The sequence below is a fragment of the Rhizobium sp. J15 genome (assembly GCF_002531825.1).
Taxonomy (GTDB): Bacteria; Pseudomonadota; Alphaproteobacteria; order Rhizobiales; family Rhizobiaceae; genus Rhizobium.
In genome coordinates, this window is record NZ_NWSX01000031.1 from 1 (window position 1) to 16640 (window position 16640).

General features: G+C 63.8%; 10 protein-coding genes. 1 reads left to right on the forward strand and 9 read right to left on the reverse strand.

The genetic code is table 11. The features are described from left to right. Positions 1–62: 62 nt before the first annotated feature. Both CO670_RS22640 and CO670_RS22645 read right to left on the reverse strand, forming a co-directional pair. Positions 63–2582 (reverse strand): hypothetical protein, encoded by a 2520-nt coding sequence (locus tag CO670_RS22640; protein WP_097592272.1) that lies wholly within the window; start codon positions 2580–2582, stop codon positions 63–65. A gap of 60 nt (positions 2583–2642) precedes the next feature. Further along, positions 2643–3941 carry an adenylosuccinate synthase gene (locus tag CO670_RS22645; RefSeq protein WP_097592273.1) on the reverse strand — a complete coding sequence of 433 codons (1299 nt, stop codon included), beginning with the start codon at positions 3939–3941 and terminating at the stop codon, positions 2643–2645. Positions 3942–4134: 193 nt separating this feature from the next. Here CO670_RS22645 and CO670_RS22650 point away from each other — a divergent pair, with 193 nt between their 5' ends. Continuing rightward, entirely contained in the window at positions 4135–5052 is a 918-nt protein-coding gene (locus tag CO670_RS22650; protein ID WP_097592274.1) for a DMT family transporter, read from the forward strand. Positions 5053–5145: 93 nt separating this feature from the next. Here the strand turns inward: CO670_RS22650 and CO670_RS22655 are convergent, their stop codons facing one another. The 7 genes from CO670_RS22655 to CO670_RS22685 all read right to left on the reverse strand — a co-directional run bounded on the left by CO670_RS22655 (position 5146) and on the right by CO670_RS22685 (position 16560). Further along, positions 5146–5997, reverse strand: coding sequence for a GNAT family N-acetyltransferase (locus CO670_RS22655; RefSeq protein ID WP_097592275.1), 852 nt, complete (start codon positions 5995–5997; stop codon positions 5146–5148). A 297-nt stretch (positions 5998–6294) separates the two neighbouring features. Further along, entirely contained in the window at positions 6295–8085 is a 1791-nt protein-coding gene (locus CO670_RS22660) for a GGDEF domain-containing phosphodiesterase (RefSeq protein ID WP_097592276.1), read from the reverse strand. Positions 8086–8240: 155 nt separating this feature from the next. Continuing rightward, positions 8241–10007 (reverse strand): IlvD/Edd family dehydratase, encoded by a 1767-nt coding sequence (locus CO670_RS22665; protein ID WP_097592277.1) that lies wholly within the window; start codon positions 10005–10007, stop codon positions 8241–8243. A 14-nt stretch (positions 10008–10021) separates the two neighbouring features. Beyond that, positions 10022–10933 carry an NAD(P)-dependent oxidoreductase gene (locus tag CO670_RS22670; protein ID WP_097592278.1) on the reverse strand — a complete coding sequence of 304 codons (912 nt, stop codon included), beginning with the start codon at positions 10931–10933 and terminating at the stop codon, positions 10022–10024. A gap of 250 nt (positions 10934–11183) precedes the next feature. Continuing rightward, entirely contained in the window at positions 11184–14384 is a 3201-nt protein-coding gene (locus CO670_RS22675) for a multidrug efflux RND transporter permease subunit (protein WP_097592279.1), read from the reverse strand. 123 nt (positions 14385–14507) lie between these two features. Next, on the reverse strand, positions 14508–15698 hold the full coding sequence (locus CO670_RS22680) for an efflux RND transporter periplasmic adaptor subunit (RefSeq protein WP_097592280.1): 1191 nt from the start codon (positions 15696–15698) through the stop codon (positions 14508–14510). A 46-nt stretch (positions 15699–15744) separates the two neighbouring features. Further along, the gene (locus CO670_RS22685) at positions 15745–16560 is read right to left on the reverse strand and encodes an alpha/beta hydrolase (RefSeq protein WP_097592324.1); all 816 of its coding nucleotides are present in this window, start codon (positions 16558–16560) and stop codon (positions 15745–15747) included. Positions 16561–16640: the final 80 nt, after the last annotated feature.

The following is a 16640-nucleotide window of genomic DNA, read 5'->3' on the forward strand; positions in this document are numbered from 1 at the left end:
GAAGTTACAAAGGTGCCGGCAGGCGGATGAGGGGGCCACCGGCAGAACAGCCGCGATCCACCTCACTGGCTCGTCGAGACATCTCCGAGCGCGTTCCATTCCTTGATCGCGGTGGTGAAGGCCTGCATTCCTGAATCGCCCTTTTCCATAGTCAGCAGCGCGCGGCGGCCGTTGCGGTAGGTGATCGGAATATCGATCCAGCTGCGGGTCGCCATGAGATCCAGATTGGCTTTGCGGGCGTCGGGATAGTCGTTGAGCGCGATCATGTGGAAATCGTCGGTGATCTTGGCCGGAACCGCGATCAGCGCATCGCCACGGTCCTGCTCCGTGCGTTTCATCGAGATGCGCTGAACGCTTTCGATGCTGCCGCCTTCGAAATTCGGCGGCACGGAGAAGACGATCTCGACGAGGTGGCTTGCCGGCAGCGACGGATCGGAATTGCGCTTGAAGGTGACGAGCGCCGAAAGATTGCGCTCGGGAACGGTGACGTTGCCCTGCACCGTCGCCTCCTGCCGGCCATCCTGGCCGGCCTCGTGCTGCACGCTCCAGACGACCGATCCTTCGATCGCCGTCGGCGAGCTCTGGCCGATGCGCTCCTCATAGAGGAACATCTTCTGCGACGAGCCGACGGGTGCGGTCTGCTGCGGTGATGCCGCCGGACCGTTCGGCGTCAATGTTTCGGCCGGTGCCGCATCGCCTTGCGCGCTCGCCGGCGGCGTATCGGCCGCGGCGACATTCTGTTCGGCGACCGATTTTCCTTCCGCGGTCGGCGTTCCCGGCACGCTGGCCGGCCCGCTATCGACCTCGGTGCCATCAGTCAGCAACCGCTGGGTAAACTTCGAGCTGGCCGCCGCACCGTCATTGTTCAGCGACGCCACCTGCTGGTTCGGCTGGGCCGACGCCGGGGAAGTATTCTCAGCACTCTGTGGGGCTGTCGGCTGGACGGCCGGCGCCGCTGCGCCCGGCTGTTGAGGCGTTGCAGACTCGGACGGAGCCATCGTCGCTTCGTTCCGGGTCGCCTGCGACGGCGCCGAGCTGACCAGCCCGTCGACCATCGCCACCAGTGCCTCTCTGTTCATCCAGCCGGCATAGGCGCCGCCGCCGATCAGAATGAGCGCGAAGATGAGGGTGATCACCGTGCCGATGCCGAAGCGGCGGCGTTTCGGCTCCATGCGGAAGCTCTTGCCCTGCAGCTTGGAGGCAACGAGCTGATCGATATCCATTCCCGGATTGCTGTCATCGTCGTCAGCGGCGACCGGGCCGCGGCGATCGTAGCCACGCAACGTCTTTGCTTCGCGCCATTGCTCGTTCGGCGCGCCGGCGGCGGGCGCAGGCTTTCCGTCGTGCACTTCGGCGAAGATATCGACATCGTCGAAATGCGAGGAAACCGGCGTCTTCTTGTCGGTGCCGGCCTCGATCGGCGGCAGGTCGTCGAAGGCGGCCTTCTCCCAGGAAAAGGCTTCCTTGGCGGTGGGCATGACGGCGGCGGGCGCCACTTTTTCGAGGCTCGATATCACCTCTTCGAAAGCGCGCGCCGAAGTATCGGCGGTAACAGGCGCCGTTTCCGAATATTGCCGGAGTTCCTCTTCCGCCCATTCGGTCTCGGCATCCTTGGGCGCCGGGGCCGGCGTCTCGGCGGCAGGCTCGGCCCAAACGGGATCGAAATGTCCCGCGGCATCCGCCTGCAGCGGCTCCTCGCGGCTATGCTCGACAAATTCCTGCGGACGATCGAAATCGGCGACCGGCTCCACCAGCCGCTGAGCCGCATGGTCCAGGCCGCCAGCAACCGGCTGGAAAGACTCGATGGGCTCGTAAGCCGCCTCGCCCTGAGGCTCGTCGGCGTCGGCAGCAGCCGGTTCGGCCGCGATCTCTTCGGCTTGCGCGGGATGCTGCTCGTCACCCCGGTAATCGCCGGCTTCCTCGTAGGGGTGATGCTCGGCGACCGGCTCCCGAAGGCCGTCCTCGCCGGGCACGTCCTCGGCAGCGGCGTGATGCGCCTCGGCGGCATGCCATTCCTCGGGCGGCGCCTCCTCCTCATGCGAGGGGTGCCAGTATGTCTCGGCGGGAGCGGGCTCCTCTTCCTCCGGGGAAACATGGGTCTCGGCGGGGGCAGCTGCCTCTTCAGAAAGGGGCTCGTCGGCAGGGGCCTCTTCGTGATGCTCCTGCGGCGCGACGGCCTCTACGTGCTGGTGACCCGGTTCTTCGGCGGTCTCGGCAGGCTCGGCGGCCTGCGGTTCGGCATAGGCTTCGTAAACCGGTTCCCCGGCTGCCGTCTCCGCCACAGGCGCTGATTCGCCTTCGTCGTGAACCGCTTGTTCTTCCGAAACCTCCGGCTCGGCTTCGGCCGCCACCGCCTCATCGAGCGGCAGCGCCTCGGCGTGTTCGCCTTCCACTTCGCGGATGGCGGCCTCGAGCTTTTCGAGCTGGCGTTGCAGCATGGCTTCCGGCGGGCGCGGCTTCATGTTCTCGAGCTGCCGCTGCACTGCGCCGCGAGCACGTTCGTAGACCTTCACCCGCATCTCGGGGGTATTTTCAGCCAGGCCGTCGACGGCCCGCCGAATAACTGCAATAAAATCCGCCATCAGTACTTTCTCAAGAAGTCCGGCACTCTCCCGAACTATCCCCTACAGTGACCCGTGAGCTTAATCCTCAAACGGATCGGTCACAAGTATGGTGTCATCCCGCTCCGGGCTGGTGGAAAGCAGCGCGACCGGCGCCCCGATCAGCTCTTCGACCTGGCGAACATACTTGATCGCCTGTGCCGGAAGATCCGCCCAGCTGCGCGCGCCCACGGTCGATTCCTTCCATCCCTCCAGCGTGACATAGACCGGTTCGACCCTAGCTTGCGCTCCCTGGCTTGCGGGAAGATGATCAATCTGTTCGCCGTCGAGCATATAGCCGACGCAGATCTTCAATTCTTCGAGGCCGTCGAGCACGTCGAGTTTGGTGAGCGCGATGCCGGTGATGCCGTTGGTGGCGATCGACTGGCGTACGAGGGCCGCATCGAACCAGCCGCAGCGGCGCTTGCGCCCCGTCACGGTACCGAACTCATGCCCCTTTTCGCCGAGGAACTGGCCGATTTCGTCGGTCAGCTCGGTCGGGAACGGGCCTTCGCCGACGCGGGTCGTATAGGCCTTGGTGATGCCGAGGATATAGCCGAGAGAGCCGGGACCCATGCCGGAACCGGCAGCGGCCTGACCGGCCACCGTGTTCGAGGAGGTCACGAAAGGATAGGTGCCGTGGTCGATGTCGAGGAGACTGCCCTGCGCGCCTTCGAAGAGAATGCGGGCGCCCTTGCGGCGCTCCTTGTCGAGGAAGAGCCAGACGGTATCGCGGAACGGCAGCACCCGATCGGCGATCGAGGTCAGTTCCTCCATGATCGCCTGGTGGCTGACCTCTGCGACGCCGAGGCCGCGGCGAAGCGCATTGTGGTGCGTGAGAATACGGTCGACCTTGCCGGAAAGGCTGTCGAGATCGGCGAGATCCATGACCCGGATGGCGCGGCGGCCGACCTTGTCTTCATAGGCCGGGCCGATGCCGCGGCGCGTCGTGCCGATCTTGGTGCCGCTGTTCGATGCAGCGTCTTCGCGCATCGCGTCGAGTTCGCGGTGCAGCGACAGGATGAGCGTCGCATTGTCGGCGATCCGCAGATTGTCAGGCGTCACCTTCACACCCTGGGCCTCCAGCCGGCCGATCTCGGCGATCAGCGCGTGCGGGTCGACGACGACGCCGTTGCCGATCACCGCCATCTTGCCCGGACGCACGACGCCGGACGGCAGCAGCGAGAGCTTGTAGCTCGTGCCGTCGATGACGAGCGTATGGCCGGCATTGTGTCCGCCCTGATAGCGCACGACGATATCCGCGCGTTCAGAAAGCCAGTCGACAATCTTGCCCTTGCCTTCGTCACCCCATTGCGAACCGACCACGACTACGTTCGTCATCTAACTCTTCCTGTTACCGGCGCTGAACCGCGCACCTGCTCAAACCCGCGCATCTATAAAGCTTTGTTTTTGGGAAAGCGACCCTGTTGTCACAGCCGATTGGGCTTTTTACGTGACAAATCAGCCGCCGGCAGGCTATTTCCCCTGCGAAAACGTCGCTTGTCGCTCACCAAAACACGAGGAAGAAACGCTCTTGCAAGCCACGGCCTATATCTGCCTCGTCATTGCCACCCTCTGCTGGGGCGGCAACTCGGTCGCCGGCAAGCTTGCGGTCGGCCATGTCAGCCCGATGATGCTGACCTTCCTGCGCTGGTTCCTGGCCGTCGCGCTGATCGCTCTGATTTCGGTGCCGCAGCTCAAGAAGGACTGGCCCGTCGCCAGGAAAAACCTGCCGCTGCTGCTGTGCTACGGCGCCATCGGCTACACGCTCTTCAACGCCATGCTTTACTCGGCGGTGCAATATACGACGGCGATCAATGTCGCCATCGAGCAGGCCGGCATCCCCATGCTGATCTTCCTGCTCAATTTCGTTTTCTTCCGCACCGGCATTTCGCTGGCGCAATGCCTCGGCTTCGGACTGACGCTGGTGGGCGTGGCGCTGACGGCCGCCCATGGCGACCTCGCCACGCTGCTGCAGCTGCAGCTCAACCGCGGCGACGGGCTGATGCTGATCGCCATCGTCGCCTATTCGCTCTATACGATCTTCCTGCGCTGGAAACCGCCGGTCGACTGGCGAACGCTGATGGCCTTCCCAGCCATCGCCGCCATGTTGACCTCGCTGCCGCTGCTCCTTTGGGAAGCAGGCCGCGGTGCGGCGCAATGGCCTGATCAGGCCGGCTGGGGCATCACGCTCTACACGGCGATCTTCCCCTCGCTGCTGGCGCAGATCCTTTATATCAAGGGCGTCGAAGCGATCGGCGCCAACCGCGCCGGGCTCTTCATCAATCTCGTGCCGGTATTCGGAACCCTGCTCTCCGTCGCCCTGATCGGCGAAAAGCTTCAGTCTTTCCATATGATCGCACTGGTGCTGACCTTGGGCGGCATCGCTATCGCCGAAAAGGGCCGGCCGAAAGCCTCGGCTCCGACAGTGCCTGCTTCGCCGGTGGACTAGAGCAATTCCAAGAAAAGTGTGAAGCGGTTTTCTGTCTGGAATTGCGTCAAAACAAAGAGTTAGGCCGACTGCGCTTGTGAAAGCGTAGCCGGTCTAACCAAGCTCCAGTGTGGTCACGCCGAAGACGTGTTTCAGCGGGATGGCTGGTGCCGGCCCGCGATACATGCGCATCGTCTCGAACACCGGTCGAAGGCCAATGCTTTCGGCAAGTGCCACCGCCTCGCGGTTCTCGACGGGAATGTCGATGAAGATCGAAGCCCCCTTCGCCTCGGGGATCAGTTCGGCAAGCAGCGCCGCGGCGCTGTCGGCATCATTGGCAAAGAGCGGCCCGATCTTGTAGCCTTCGTAACAGCGGCGGATCGTGCCGTAGCCGCGAATCTTGTGGCTCTTGCGCACCACGGCCGTCCGGCGGCCCTTGCGGCCGGTGCACCAGGCGGCGAGGAAGGCATCCCGCGGCTGCGGAAAGATCGCCGAATCGTAGCGCTGCAGGCCTTCGAGGCGTGAATCCAGCACCGGCTGCGCAACGAGCGTCGAGACAGGCAGGCAAGAGGCGACACCGCCGTAGCGGATGGTGGAATAGGCGGGCTCGAAGCCTACCTTGCGGTAATTTTCCTGCTGTGCGGCAACGCCGTCGAGACCGATCGTCCGGCCTTCCGCCGTGGCGATGCCCGCCTCCCAGATCGCCTTGCCGTAACCTTTGCCGCGGAAATCCGGATGGACGATGTAGAGGCCGATAAAGGCGAAACTGTCGCCATATTTGACGACCGAGATCGAGCCGACCGGAACCTCACCGATGGCGCCGACGAAGAAGCCCGAAGGATCGGCTTCGAGAAATGCCAGCGAATCGTCGAGGCCCGGGTTCCATCCCTCCTGGCGCGCCCATTCGAGCACGAGCTCCAGTTCGCCGGGCCGCATCGAACGAACGGCAAAATCCCCCGAATTCATGCGACCTTCCCAGATTGAATGTCCCGCAAGTCCATCCCGGCAACGGCAAAGCAATTGTCAGGTCCAGGCTCCCCGATTGCACCTGCAAATGATGGAGAATCCCGCGCTCATGGTCTTGGCGACGCGTATAATCATTTTCGATGCAATGCAAAAAGCTTCGTTTCCGCATTATCATGAAACGGGGCCGTTGCAAGCTCAAGAAAATTACTTAGGGCCCGTTTCTCTTCCCGCCGATGGGAGCAAAACGCCGCAGCGAAGATATAACGTCCGCCGGCTCTTAACGGCGAGGAAAGCATCTCAGCCGCCCATCGCCGTCTTTTGCTTTTCGGTCCCGCTCATCATCGATGAAAAAAGCCGGTCCATCTCGGCCGCCGGCGCGGGATAACCGAATGCATAACCCTGGAAACCGTCGCAACCGAGCTCAGCCAGCACGACGGCATGCTCCTCGGTCTCGATGCCCTCGGCGATCACCTCGACATCGAGCGCCTTGGCGATCTCCACGATCGACCCCACCACGCGCCGCTGCTCGGCGGAACTGACGACTTCCTTGACGAGCTGCCGGTCGATCTTCAGCCGTTTCGGCCGCAGCTTGACGAGACCGATGAGCGAGGCGTGACCCGATCCGAAATCGTCGATCTCGATGTCGATGCCCATCTTCTTGATATCGTCGATATGCTCGAGCAGCTTCTCGTCGCTGTCGTCGAGGAAAATGGTCTCGATCAGTTCGAAGGCGATGACGCCGGGCGGAATGTCGAGTTTCCTCAGCTTGCCGAGCAGCGCCGGATCGGCAAGGCGAGATGCCGAAATATTGACGGCGATGCGCGGCACCGCGACGCCGCGCAACAGCCAGAACAGCCGGTCTTCCAGAACGCTTTTCAGGATCGCCGCATCGATTTCCGCCGAAAGCCCGTGCTCGTCGGCGATTTTCAGGAATACCCCCGGCGCAAGCACGCCTTTCTCGGGATGTTTCCAGCGGGCCAGCGCCTCGAAACCGATCACCTCCCGCGTCCGGGCATCGACCTGCACCTGATAATAGGGAACGATCTCGCCGCGCTCCAGTCCGAGCTTCAGCTCTTCGGCGAGGCGGCGCTTGGCGCGCATGTCCTCCTGCAGCTGCCGTGTGAAGAATTCGACGCGGTTGCGCCCGAGCTTCTTGGCCTGGTAGAGCGCCAGATCAGATTCGGCGAGCAAGTTGCGCGCCCGCCGGTCGCCGCTCCAGGAAACGCCGATCGAAGCACCGGACTGCAGCATCTGTTCGCCGAAGCGGATCTTCTTCCGCAGCCGCCGCTGGAGATCCTCGGTGATCAGCTTCAATTCGGCGAGATCGGTGAAATTGACCAGCACGATGACGAATTCGTCGCCGCCGACGCGGGCCACCATGCCATTGGCGGGAATGGCCGCGGTGATGCGAAGCGCTGCGGCTCTCAGCACAGCATCGCCCGCCGCATGGCCATGGCTGTCATTGATCTGCTTGAACTGGTCGAGGTCGAGATGCAGCACGCCGAGCGTCGCGATGCTTCGGTCGGCCGGCAGCTCCGCGAGCCGCTTGTCGAGCAGGCGCCGGTTCGGCAGGCCCGTGAGATAATCGTGATCGGCGACATGCTCGATGCGCGCATTGCTTTCCTCGAGCGCCAGCGCCCTCGCCTCGGCGACGATCTTCTGCCGCGCGAGTTCCGCATTGAGCTGCACGTCGGCGCTCACATCCCACTCGGCGCCGATAAAGGAGGGCATCCCTTCCGCATCGACATAGAAATGCGCGCGCGACCTGAGATGGCGGATTTCGCCGCCCGGCAGCACGATCCGGAACTGGGAGTTATAAGCGCCTCGCGCCGCGATCGCCTGGTCGAAGTCGCGTTCGGCCCGCTCGCGGTCATCGGGATGGATCGCATTCGACCAGAACCACGCCGGCACATGCCGGCATGTCTCGCCGGTTTCATAGAGCCGGTGCATCTGCGCGTCCCATAAGATCCCGTCCTTCGCGATGCTGTGCTCCCAGACACCGATCTGGGATGCATCGAGGGCGAGTTCGAGACGGCGCAGAAGATCCTGAAACTCTTGTTCGGATCGTGTGGCTTTGTTTTCTGGCAACGCGGTCTCAGCCTTGGAAGCTTCCTTAATGGCAATATGGTCTCAGCCCGGCATTAAGGAAGCCTTGTCCGGAGGCGCGAACTAGTCACTAGGTGAACCGTTCGTTACGGCTTCCCTTTTTGGATCAAAGGGATTGCAGGCCGCGTCCACGCAAATCAATGATTGTGCCGCGGCGGGTTTTTGGCAATCTGTCGGAACTCCGCCGCCCCCTCCAGAACGGCGCCGTCAGACAGCTGCGTCACCGAGCGTCGGTAGATCCGCTGCCAGGGCGTGGCGTCCGCCGGCACCGGCGGAATGCCATCGCCCTTGCGCCGTTCGATCTCGGCTTCATCGACCAGCATGTCGCAGTGTCCCTGGTTGAAATCGATGCGGATGACATCGCCGGTGCGGAGCCAGGCGAGGCCGCCGCCAGCGGCACTTTCCGGCGAAGCGTTGAGGATGGAAGGGCTGTCGGCCGTGCCCGACTGGCGGCCGTCGCCGATCGTCGGCAGGCTGCGGATGCCACGCTTGAGCAGATGATCCGGCGGCTGCATGTTGACGACCTCGGCCGACCCCGGCCAGCCGAGCGGCCCCGCGCCGCGAATGACGAGGATGGTATTCTCGTCGATGCCGAGATCGGGATCGTTGATGCGCTTATGATAATCTTCAGACCCATCGAAGACGACCGCCCTGCCCTCGAAGACGCCTTCCCGCCCGGGCTCCCGGAGATAGCGCTGGCGGAAATCCTCCGAGACGACACTCATCTTCATGATGGCGAAATCGAAGAGGTTGCCCTTGAGGACGAGGAAGCCCGCCCGCTCCTTCAGCGGCTCGTCGAACGGCCGAATGACTTGGCGGTCGCTCGCCTCGCGCCCTTCGAGGTTGTCGGCCATCGTCCTGCCGGTCACGGTGCGACAGCTGCCGTCGAGCTTTCCGGCCTGCAGCAGCTCCCACATGATCGCCGGGGTGCCGCCGGCGCGATGATAGCGCTCGCCGAGATAGACGCCGGCCGGCTGGACATTGGCCAGCAGCGGGATATCGAAGCCGTGCACCTGCCAGTCGTCGGGATGAAGCTCGACACCGGCATGTTTGGCCATGGCGGCCAGATGCGGCTGCGCATTGGTCGAGCCGCCGATCGCCGAATTGGTGCGGATCGCGTTGAGAAAAGCCTCGCGCGTCAGGATGTCGGACGGCTTCAGGTCTTCGAACACGATCTCGACGGCGCGCCGCCCGGTGCGGTAGGCCATCTGGCCGCGCTCGCGATAGGCGGCCGGAATGGCGCCGCAGCCGGTCAGCGAGAGGCCGAGCGCTTCGGCGAGCGCATTCATCGTCGACGCGGTCCCCATAGTATTGCAATGGCCGACTGACGGAGCCGAATCGAGCGCTGCCTGCAGGAACTCTTCCCGATCGATCTCGCCTGCCGCATATTTCCGCCGCATCCGCCAGATCACCGTGCCGGAGCCGACGAGCTCCCCCTCATGCCAGCCGTCGAGCATCGGCCCGCCCGAGAGCACGATCGCCGGAATATCGACCGTCGAGGCCGCCATGATCGCCGAAGGCGTGGTCTTGTCGCAGCCGGTCGTCAGCACCACGCCATCGAGCGGATAGCCGTAGAGGATTTCGACGAGGCCGAGATAGGCGAGGTTGCGGTCGAGCGCGGCCGTCGGGCGCTTACAGTTCTCGAAGATCGGGTGCGTGGGAAATTCGATCGGAATGCCGCCGGCATCGCGAATGCCGTCGCGCACGCGCTTGGCGAGCTCGACATGCACCCTGTTGCAGGGCGTGAGGTCGCTGCCGCTCTGGGCGATCCCGATGATCGGCTTGCCGGAACGCAGCTCTTCCGGCGTGATGCCGTAATTCATGAAACGCTCGAGATAGAGCGCCGCCATGTCGATATGATCGGGATTGTCGAACCAGTCCTGTGAACGCAGGCGGCGCTTCATCGATCGGCTGTCCGTCACTGATCTTCTCCCCGCCGGCCATTCTTCTCTTCGAGATGGAGAAGAAGCGCGCTGTGATCCTTCTCGCCATTGCCGTTGGCGACGAATTCGCTGAATTCGGCGTGGACTGCAGCTGTCAAAGGCAGCGTCAACGACAAGACCTTCGCCGTCTCCATGGCGGCGTTCAGGTCCTTGAGCTGGTTGGTGGAGGAACCGCCTGGCGCAAACTGCCGCTCGACCATGCGTTTGCCGTGCAGATCAAGGATACGGCTCTCTGCAAAACCGCCGCGAATGGCGTCGCGGAAAGCGGCCGGCGAGCCGCCGCCCGCCGCAATCAGCATCATCGCTTCGGCCACCGCGCCGATCGTCACCGCGACGATCTGCTGGTTTGCAAGCTTGGCAAGCTGACCCGCTCCGCTCGGGCCGACACGGGTGACGCGCCCCATCGGCGCGAAGACATCGGCAAGCGCTGCGATGACCGCCTCGTCGCCGCCGGCCATGATCGCCAGCGTACCGGCCTGCGCCCCGACGACGCCGCCGGAAACCGGCGCGTCGACGTGGTTGATGCCGCGTTCGGCAAGGCTTACCGCATGCTCGCGGGCAAAATGCGGGGCAATCGAACTCATGTCGACGACGGTGGCGCCCGGCGCCATCGCTTCGGCCGCCCCGCGCTCGAACAGCACGTTCCCCACCGCCTCGGCATTGGTCAGCATGGTGATGACGACATCGGCGCCCGAAACGGCCTCGCCGGGCGTTTCAGCCCGGACCGCACCTTCTGCCGTAAGCGGTTCGGCCTTGCCGGGATCGCGATTCCAGACCGTGAGGGAAAAACCCGCCGCGATCAGCCGGCGGGCCATCGGCGCTCCCATCAGGCCGGTGCCGAGAAAGGCAATCCGCCTGCCGTCATGATCTTTACCAGACCCTGCCATTCAGTCCTCCCAACTGCTGTCCGTCTTTGATAGTCCGCTCGCCCATCGTTGCAAACCGTTTTGATGGACGTAACGCATTTTTATCGGGCGCCTTGCCTGCGGATGGCTTCAGGCCTGATCGGCGTAAGCTCATCCGCATCCAAATCAAGGAAATAGAGCACGGCGTCATCTGAACGATGCTTCAGAAAACGATACGGGCGAGAACCGAAGTCCCCGCCCGATTTACTCGACAAAGGAAGGTTGAATTTCGTTATTCCGCCGCGAGCCGGATGACCTCGGCCTCTTCCTCCTTGTGTTCGTCCGGCTTGTGCTGGACGAGCGGGCGGTTGCCCGTCATCCGCCGCAGCAGCACGTAGAACACCGGCGTCATGAAGATGCCGAAGAGGGTCACGCCGATCATGCCGGAGAAAACAGCCACACCCATGGCCGCACGCATTTCCGCGCCGGCGCCGGTGGAGACGACGAGCGGCACGACGCCCATGATGAAGGCCATGGAGGTCATGAGGATCGGGCGAAGACGCAGGCGGCTGGCTTCGACCGCGGCCTCCCGCGGCGTTCTGCCTTCGAACTCCAGCTCGCGGGCGAACTCCACGATGAGGATCGCGTTCTTCGCCGATAGGCCGACAAGGACGACCAGGCCGATCTGGGTGAAGATGTTGTTGTCTCCACCGGTGAGCCAGACGCCCGTCAGCGCAGCGAGCACGCCCATCGGCACGATCATGATGATCGCGAGCGGCAGCGTCAGGCTCTCATACTGGGCGGCAAGCACCAGGAAGACGAGCAGCAGCGCCAGCGGGAAGACGACGACACTCGAATTGCCGGCGAGGATCTGCTGATAGGTCAGATCCGTCCATTCGAAGTCGATGCCGGCAGGCAGGGTCTCGCGAAGGATCTTCTCGATTGCCGCCTGCGCCTGACCGGACGAGAAGCCCGGCGCCGGACCGCCGTTGATATCGGCGGCGAGGAAGCCGTTGTAACGGTTGGCGCGCTCCGGACCGGTGCTCGGCTCCACCTTCAGCAGCGCCGAAAGCGGGATCATCTCGCCCGATGCCGAACGCACCTTCAACTGGCCGATATCTTCCGGCTGGGCGCGGAATTTCGCATCGGCCTGCACCCGGACGCTGTAGGTGCGGCCGAAGGCGTTGAAGTCGTTCACATAGAGCGAACCGAGATAGATCTGCAGCGTCTGGAAGACGTCGGTGACGGAAACCCCAAGCTGCTCGGCCTTGGCGCGGTCGAGATCCGCATAGAGCTGCGGCACGTTGATCTGGAAGCTGGAGAACAGGCCGGCCAGCTCAGGCGTCTGGTAGGCCTTGGCGAGCACCGCCTTGGTCGCCTCGTCGAGCGCCTGGTTGCCGAGACCCGCACGATCCTCGATCTGCAGCTTGAAACCGCCCGTCGTGCCGAGACCGTTGACCGGCGGCGGCGGGAACATGGCGATGAAGGCATCCTGGATGGCGCCGAATTTCTGGTTCAGCGCCATGGCGATGGCCCCGCCCGACAGATCAGGCGTCTTCCGCTCCTCGAAGTCCTTCAGCGTCACGAAGACGATGCCGGCATTCGAGGAATTGGTGAAGCCGTTGATCGACAGGCCCGGGAAGGCGATCGCATTGGCGACTCCCGGCTGGGCGAGCGCGATATCGGTCATCCGTTTGATGACGTCTTCCGTGCGGTCGAGGCTTGCGGCATCCGGCAGCTGAGCGAAACCGATCAGATACTGCTTGTCCTGCGACGGCACGAAGCCGCCCGGGACGGTGGTGAACATGCTGTAGGTCGCGCCGACCAGCGCCAGATAGACCACCATGACGATGCTCTTGCGCGACACCAACCCGCCCACGCCCTTGCCGTAGGCATTCGAACCGGCGCCGAAGACACGGTTGAAGCCGCGGAAGAACCAGCCGAAGATCGCGTCCATGAACCGAGTCAGCCAGTCCTTCGGCGCATGATGACCCTTCAGGAGAAGGGCTGCGAGCGCCGGCGACAGGGTGAGCGAGTTGAAGGCCGAGATGACGGTGGAGATCGCGATCGTCAGCGCGAACTGGCGATAGAACTGACCCGACAGTCCGGAGATGAAGGCGAGCGGCACGAAGACCGCGACGAGCACCAGCGCGATCGCGATGATCGGGCCGGAGACTTCCTTCATCGCCTTGTAGGTGGCGGCTCGTGGCGACAGGCCCTGTTCGATATTGCGTTCGACGTTTTCGACGACCACGATCGCGTCGTCGACGACGATACCGATCGCAAGCACCAGGCCGAACAGGCTGAGCGCGTTGATCGAGAAGCCGAGGACATACATGACCGCGAAGGTGCCGATGATCGAGACCGGGACCGCGATCAGCGGAATGATCGAGGCGCGCCATGTCTGCAGGAACAAGATGACGACGAGGACGACGAGGGCGACAGCTTCGAGCAGCGTGTCGATGACCTTCTCGATCGAAGAGCGCACGAATTTCGTCGTATCGTAAACGATCTCGTATTTCACGCCTTCGGGCATGGCCAGCTGCAGCTGATCCATGGTCGCACGCACATTGTCGGCGATCTCGATGGCGTTCGAACCGGGCGCCTGGAGCACGGCGACGGCGACCGCCGGCTTGCCGTCGAGCAGCGAGCGCAGCGTGTAGTCGGCGGCGCCGAGCTCGATGCGGGCGACGTCGCGAAGGCGGGTGATTTCGCCATTGGCGCCCGTCTTGACGATGATGTTGCCGAACTCCTCGGGCGTGCGCAGGCGGCCCTGGGCATTGACGTTGAGCTGCAGATCGACGCCCGGCTGGCTCGGCGACGCGCCGATGATGCCGGCCGCCGCCTGGACGTTCTGCGAGCTGATCGCATTGCTGATATCGCTTGCAGCAAGATCGTGCTCGGCGGCCTTCTGCGGATCGATCCAGACGCGCATCGAATAATCGCCGGCGCCGAAGACCTGCACCTGGCCGACGCCGGCGATGCGGGCGAGCCGATCCTTGACGTTCAGCGTCGCGTAGTTGCGCAGATAGGTGATGTCGTGGCTGTTCCCGTCGGAGACGAGGTTGACGACCATAATGAAGTCGGGCGAGCTCTTGACCGTCGTAATGCCGAGTGCGCGCACTTCCGCCGGCAGGCGCGGTTCGGCCTGGCTGACGCGGTTCTGCACCAGCTGCTGCGCCTTGTCGGGGTCGGTGCCGAGCTTGAAGGTGACGGTGACGGTGAGCACGCCGTCCGACGTCGCCTGGCTGGACATGTAGAGCATGCCCTCGACGCCGTTGATCTGCTCTTCGAGCGGCGTGGCCACGGTTTCGGCGATGACGCTCGGGTTGGCGCCGGGATAGGTGGCGCGCACGACGACCGACGGCGGCACGACTTCGGGATATTCGGAAATCGGCAGCGCGCGCAGGCCGATCAGGCCGGCAACCACGATGAGGACCGAAAGAACGCCGGCAAAGACCGGCCGGTCGACAAAGAATCTGGAGATGTTCATATCAAAGCCCTCTCCGGGGTGAACATGGATGCAAAGTCCCTCGCCGGCGGTTTGGAAGCCCGCCGGTAGGTCGTATTATTTCGGATATAGCCCTCTCCCTGATGGAAGAGGGCATTCAGGCCGTTACTGCGCGGTCGCGACCTTCTCTTCCATCTGCGGGATGACGACGGCGCCCGGACGAATGCGCTGCAGGCCGTTGACGACGATCTTCTCGCCGGCGGTCAGGCCGCTTTCGACCACCCGCTGGCCGTCCGACAGCATGCCGAGCTGGACCTGGCGGTAGGCGACCTTGTTCTCGCCATCGACGACGAAGACGAACTTCTTGTCCTGGTCCGTGCCGACGGCGCGATCGCTGATGACGATCTTGTTCTCGGCCTTCGGCTGGCCCATGCGCACGCGCACGAACTGGCCGGGGATGAGGCGCCCGCCCGGATTGTCGAAGACGGCGCGCACGCTGATGGTGCCGCTCGATGCATCGACTTCGTTGTCGATCAGCTGCAGCTTGCCCTTGATGGGGGTGCCATCGTCGGCGAGCGTGCCGACCTCGACGGGGATCTGCTCGACAGGAGGCAGAGCGCTGTCGGTCTGCGGCAGCTGGGCAAGCGCGCGCGTCACCATCTCTTCGCTGGCGTTGAAGCTCGCATAGATCGGATCGACCGAAACGAGCGTCGTCAGCGCAGGTGATGCCGAACCGGCCGCAACCAGGTTGCCCGTCGTCACCTCGATCTTGCCGATGCGGCCCGAGACCGGCGCGCGCACCTGCGTATAATCGAGATTGAGCTGGGCCGACTGCAATGCGGCCTGCGCCGAACGCAGCCCGGCCTGAGCCTCGGCCAGCGCGCTCTGGCGCTGATCGAGATCGCTCTGGGAAATGGTGCGGTTGTCGGAAAGCCTGCGGCCGCGGTCGAGCTCGGTCTGCGCCAGGCTGACCTTGGCTTCGGCCGAAGCGACTTGACCTTGGGCCTGCGCCACACTCGCCTGATAGGGAGCAGGGTCGATGGTGAAGAGCAGGTCGCCCTGCTTCACCAGCGCGCCCTCGCGGAAAGCCACCGAGAGGATCGCGCCTTCGACACGGGGGCGAACCTGGACACGATCGACCGCTTCGAGGCGGCCGGAGAAGCTCTCCCAAGCCGTCACGTCGCGCGCCGCGACGACGGCAACCGTCACCGGCACGGCGGGGGGCTGCGCCGGCTCGGACGCTGCCGTAGCGGTCCTGCTCATCGGCAGTTCGAAAAACAATGCAGCGCCCGAAACCGACGCAACAAGGCCTATGCCGGCGCCCACCAGGGCCCAGCGCTTACTTCTGGACGTCATCAGTGCTCTCCTTGCGGCCCCAGGCCGCCGAAATATCAGATCTTCTTCAATGCAATTGCGGTTGGACGCTCACGTCCTGAAGGAAGCTTCCGAAATGACGGCTGACGTGTTCCTGCCAGTCCGGCGCTTCCCCGGATTTCCCACCATAAATCGAGGGCCAGCCCGTCCCGGCGGGAAGGACATGCTGGCGCACACCGACGCCGGCCTTTTTCAGGCGGGCACCGTAACCAAGTGTTTCGTCGTGCAGAGGATCGTCCTCCGCGGTGAAGATCAGCGCCGGCGCGACGCCGGAAAGACGCGAACAGAGGCAGGGCGCCGCATAGGGATGGCAGCCGCCGCCGCTCAAGTAATGGCTCCAGCCCTCCGTCCAGCGCTGGCGCATGCCGACCGCTTCGGCCTTGCGGATCGACGACGTGCCCATGAAGGGATCGAGCAGCGGCGAAATCAGCACCTGGCCGTCGAGCGCATCCGGCATCTGGTCGCGCGCCTTGAGCGCCACGCCGGCTGCGACATTGCCGCCCGCCTCTTCGCCGGCGACGAAAAGCAGCGACTTGCGGTCGCCGAGACCGGCGGCGCGCTTGTTGGCGAGGTAGGTGAAAACGGAGAAGGAAACTTCCAGCGCCTTCGGAAACAGGTTGCCGGACAGGCTGCTGTAATCGACGGCGGCGACAATGGCGCCTGATTTGGCGAGGCTCATCGCCACCGGCCGATCGACATTCGTCTCGCTGTCGAGAAAGGCGCCGCCATGCAGGTAAAGCACGATCGGCGGACCCTTGCCGTAATCGGCGCCCTGGTAGACACGCGCGGACACGGGGCCGATGGCCACCTTATCCAGCATCATATCTTTCCATTCCACCGTCATCGGTTCGGTCTCTTCTTCGGCCAGCCACAAGCGGACAACGCCTGCCGCTTGCATTTTGCACAAAAAAGATATTGTTATTC

Coding starts and splice junctions, on each gene's coding strand:
- CO670_RS22640 (WP_097592272.1), bottom strand. CDS start 2,582: ATGGCGGATTTTATTGCAGTTATTCGGCGGGCCGTCGACGGCCTGGCT.
- CO670_RS22645 (WP_097592273.1), bottom strand. CDS start 3,941: ATGACGAACGTAGTCGTGGTCGGTTCGCAATGGGGTGACGAAGGCAAG.
- CO670_RS22655 (WP_097592275.1), bottom strand. CDS start 5,997: ATGAATTCGGGGGATTTTGCCGTTCGTTCGATGCGGCCCGGCGAACTG.
- CO670_RS22665 (WP_097592277.1), bottom strand. CDS start 10,007: ATGAAGCGCCGCCTGCGTTCACAGGACTGGTTCGACAATCCCGATCAT.
- CO670_RS22670 (WP_097592278.1), bottom strand. CDS start 10,933: ATGGCAGGGTCTGGTAAAGATCATGACGGCAGGCGGATTGCCTTTCTC.
- CO670_RS22675 (WP_097592279.1), bottom strand. CDS start 14,384: ATGAACATCTCCAGATTCTTTGTCGACCGGCCGGTCTTTGCCGGCGTT.
- CO670_RS22680 (WP_097592280.1), bottom strand. CDS start 15,698: ATGACGTCCAGAAGTAAGCGCTGGGCCCTGGTGGGCGCCGGCATAGGC.
- CO670_RS22685 (WP_097592324.1), bottom strand. CDS start 16,560: ATGACGGTGGAATGGAAAGATATGATGCTGGATAAGGTGGCCATCGGC.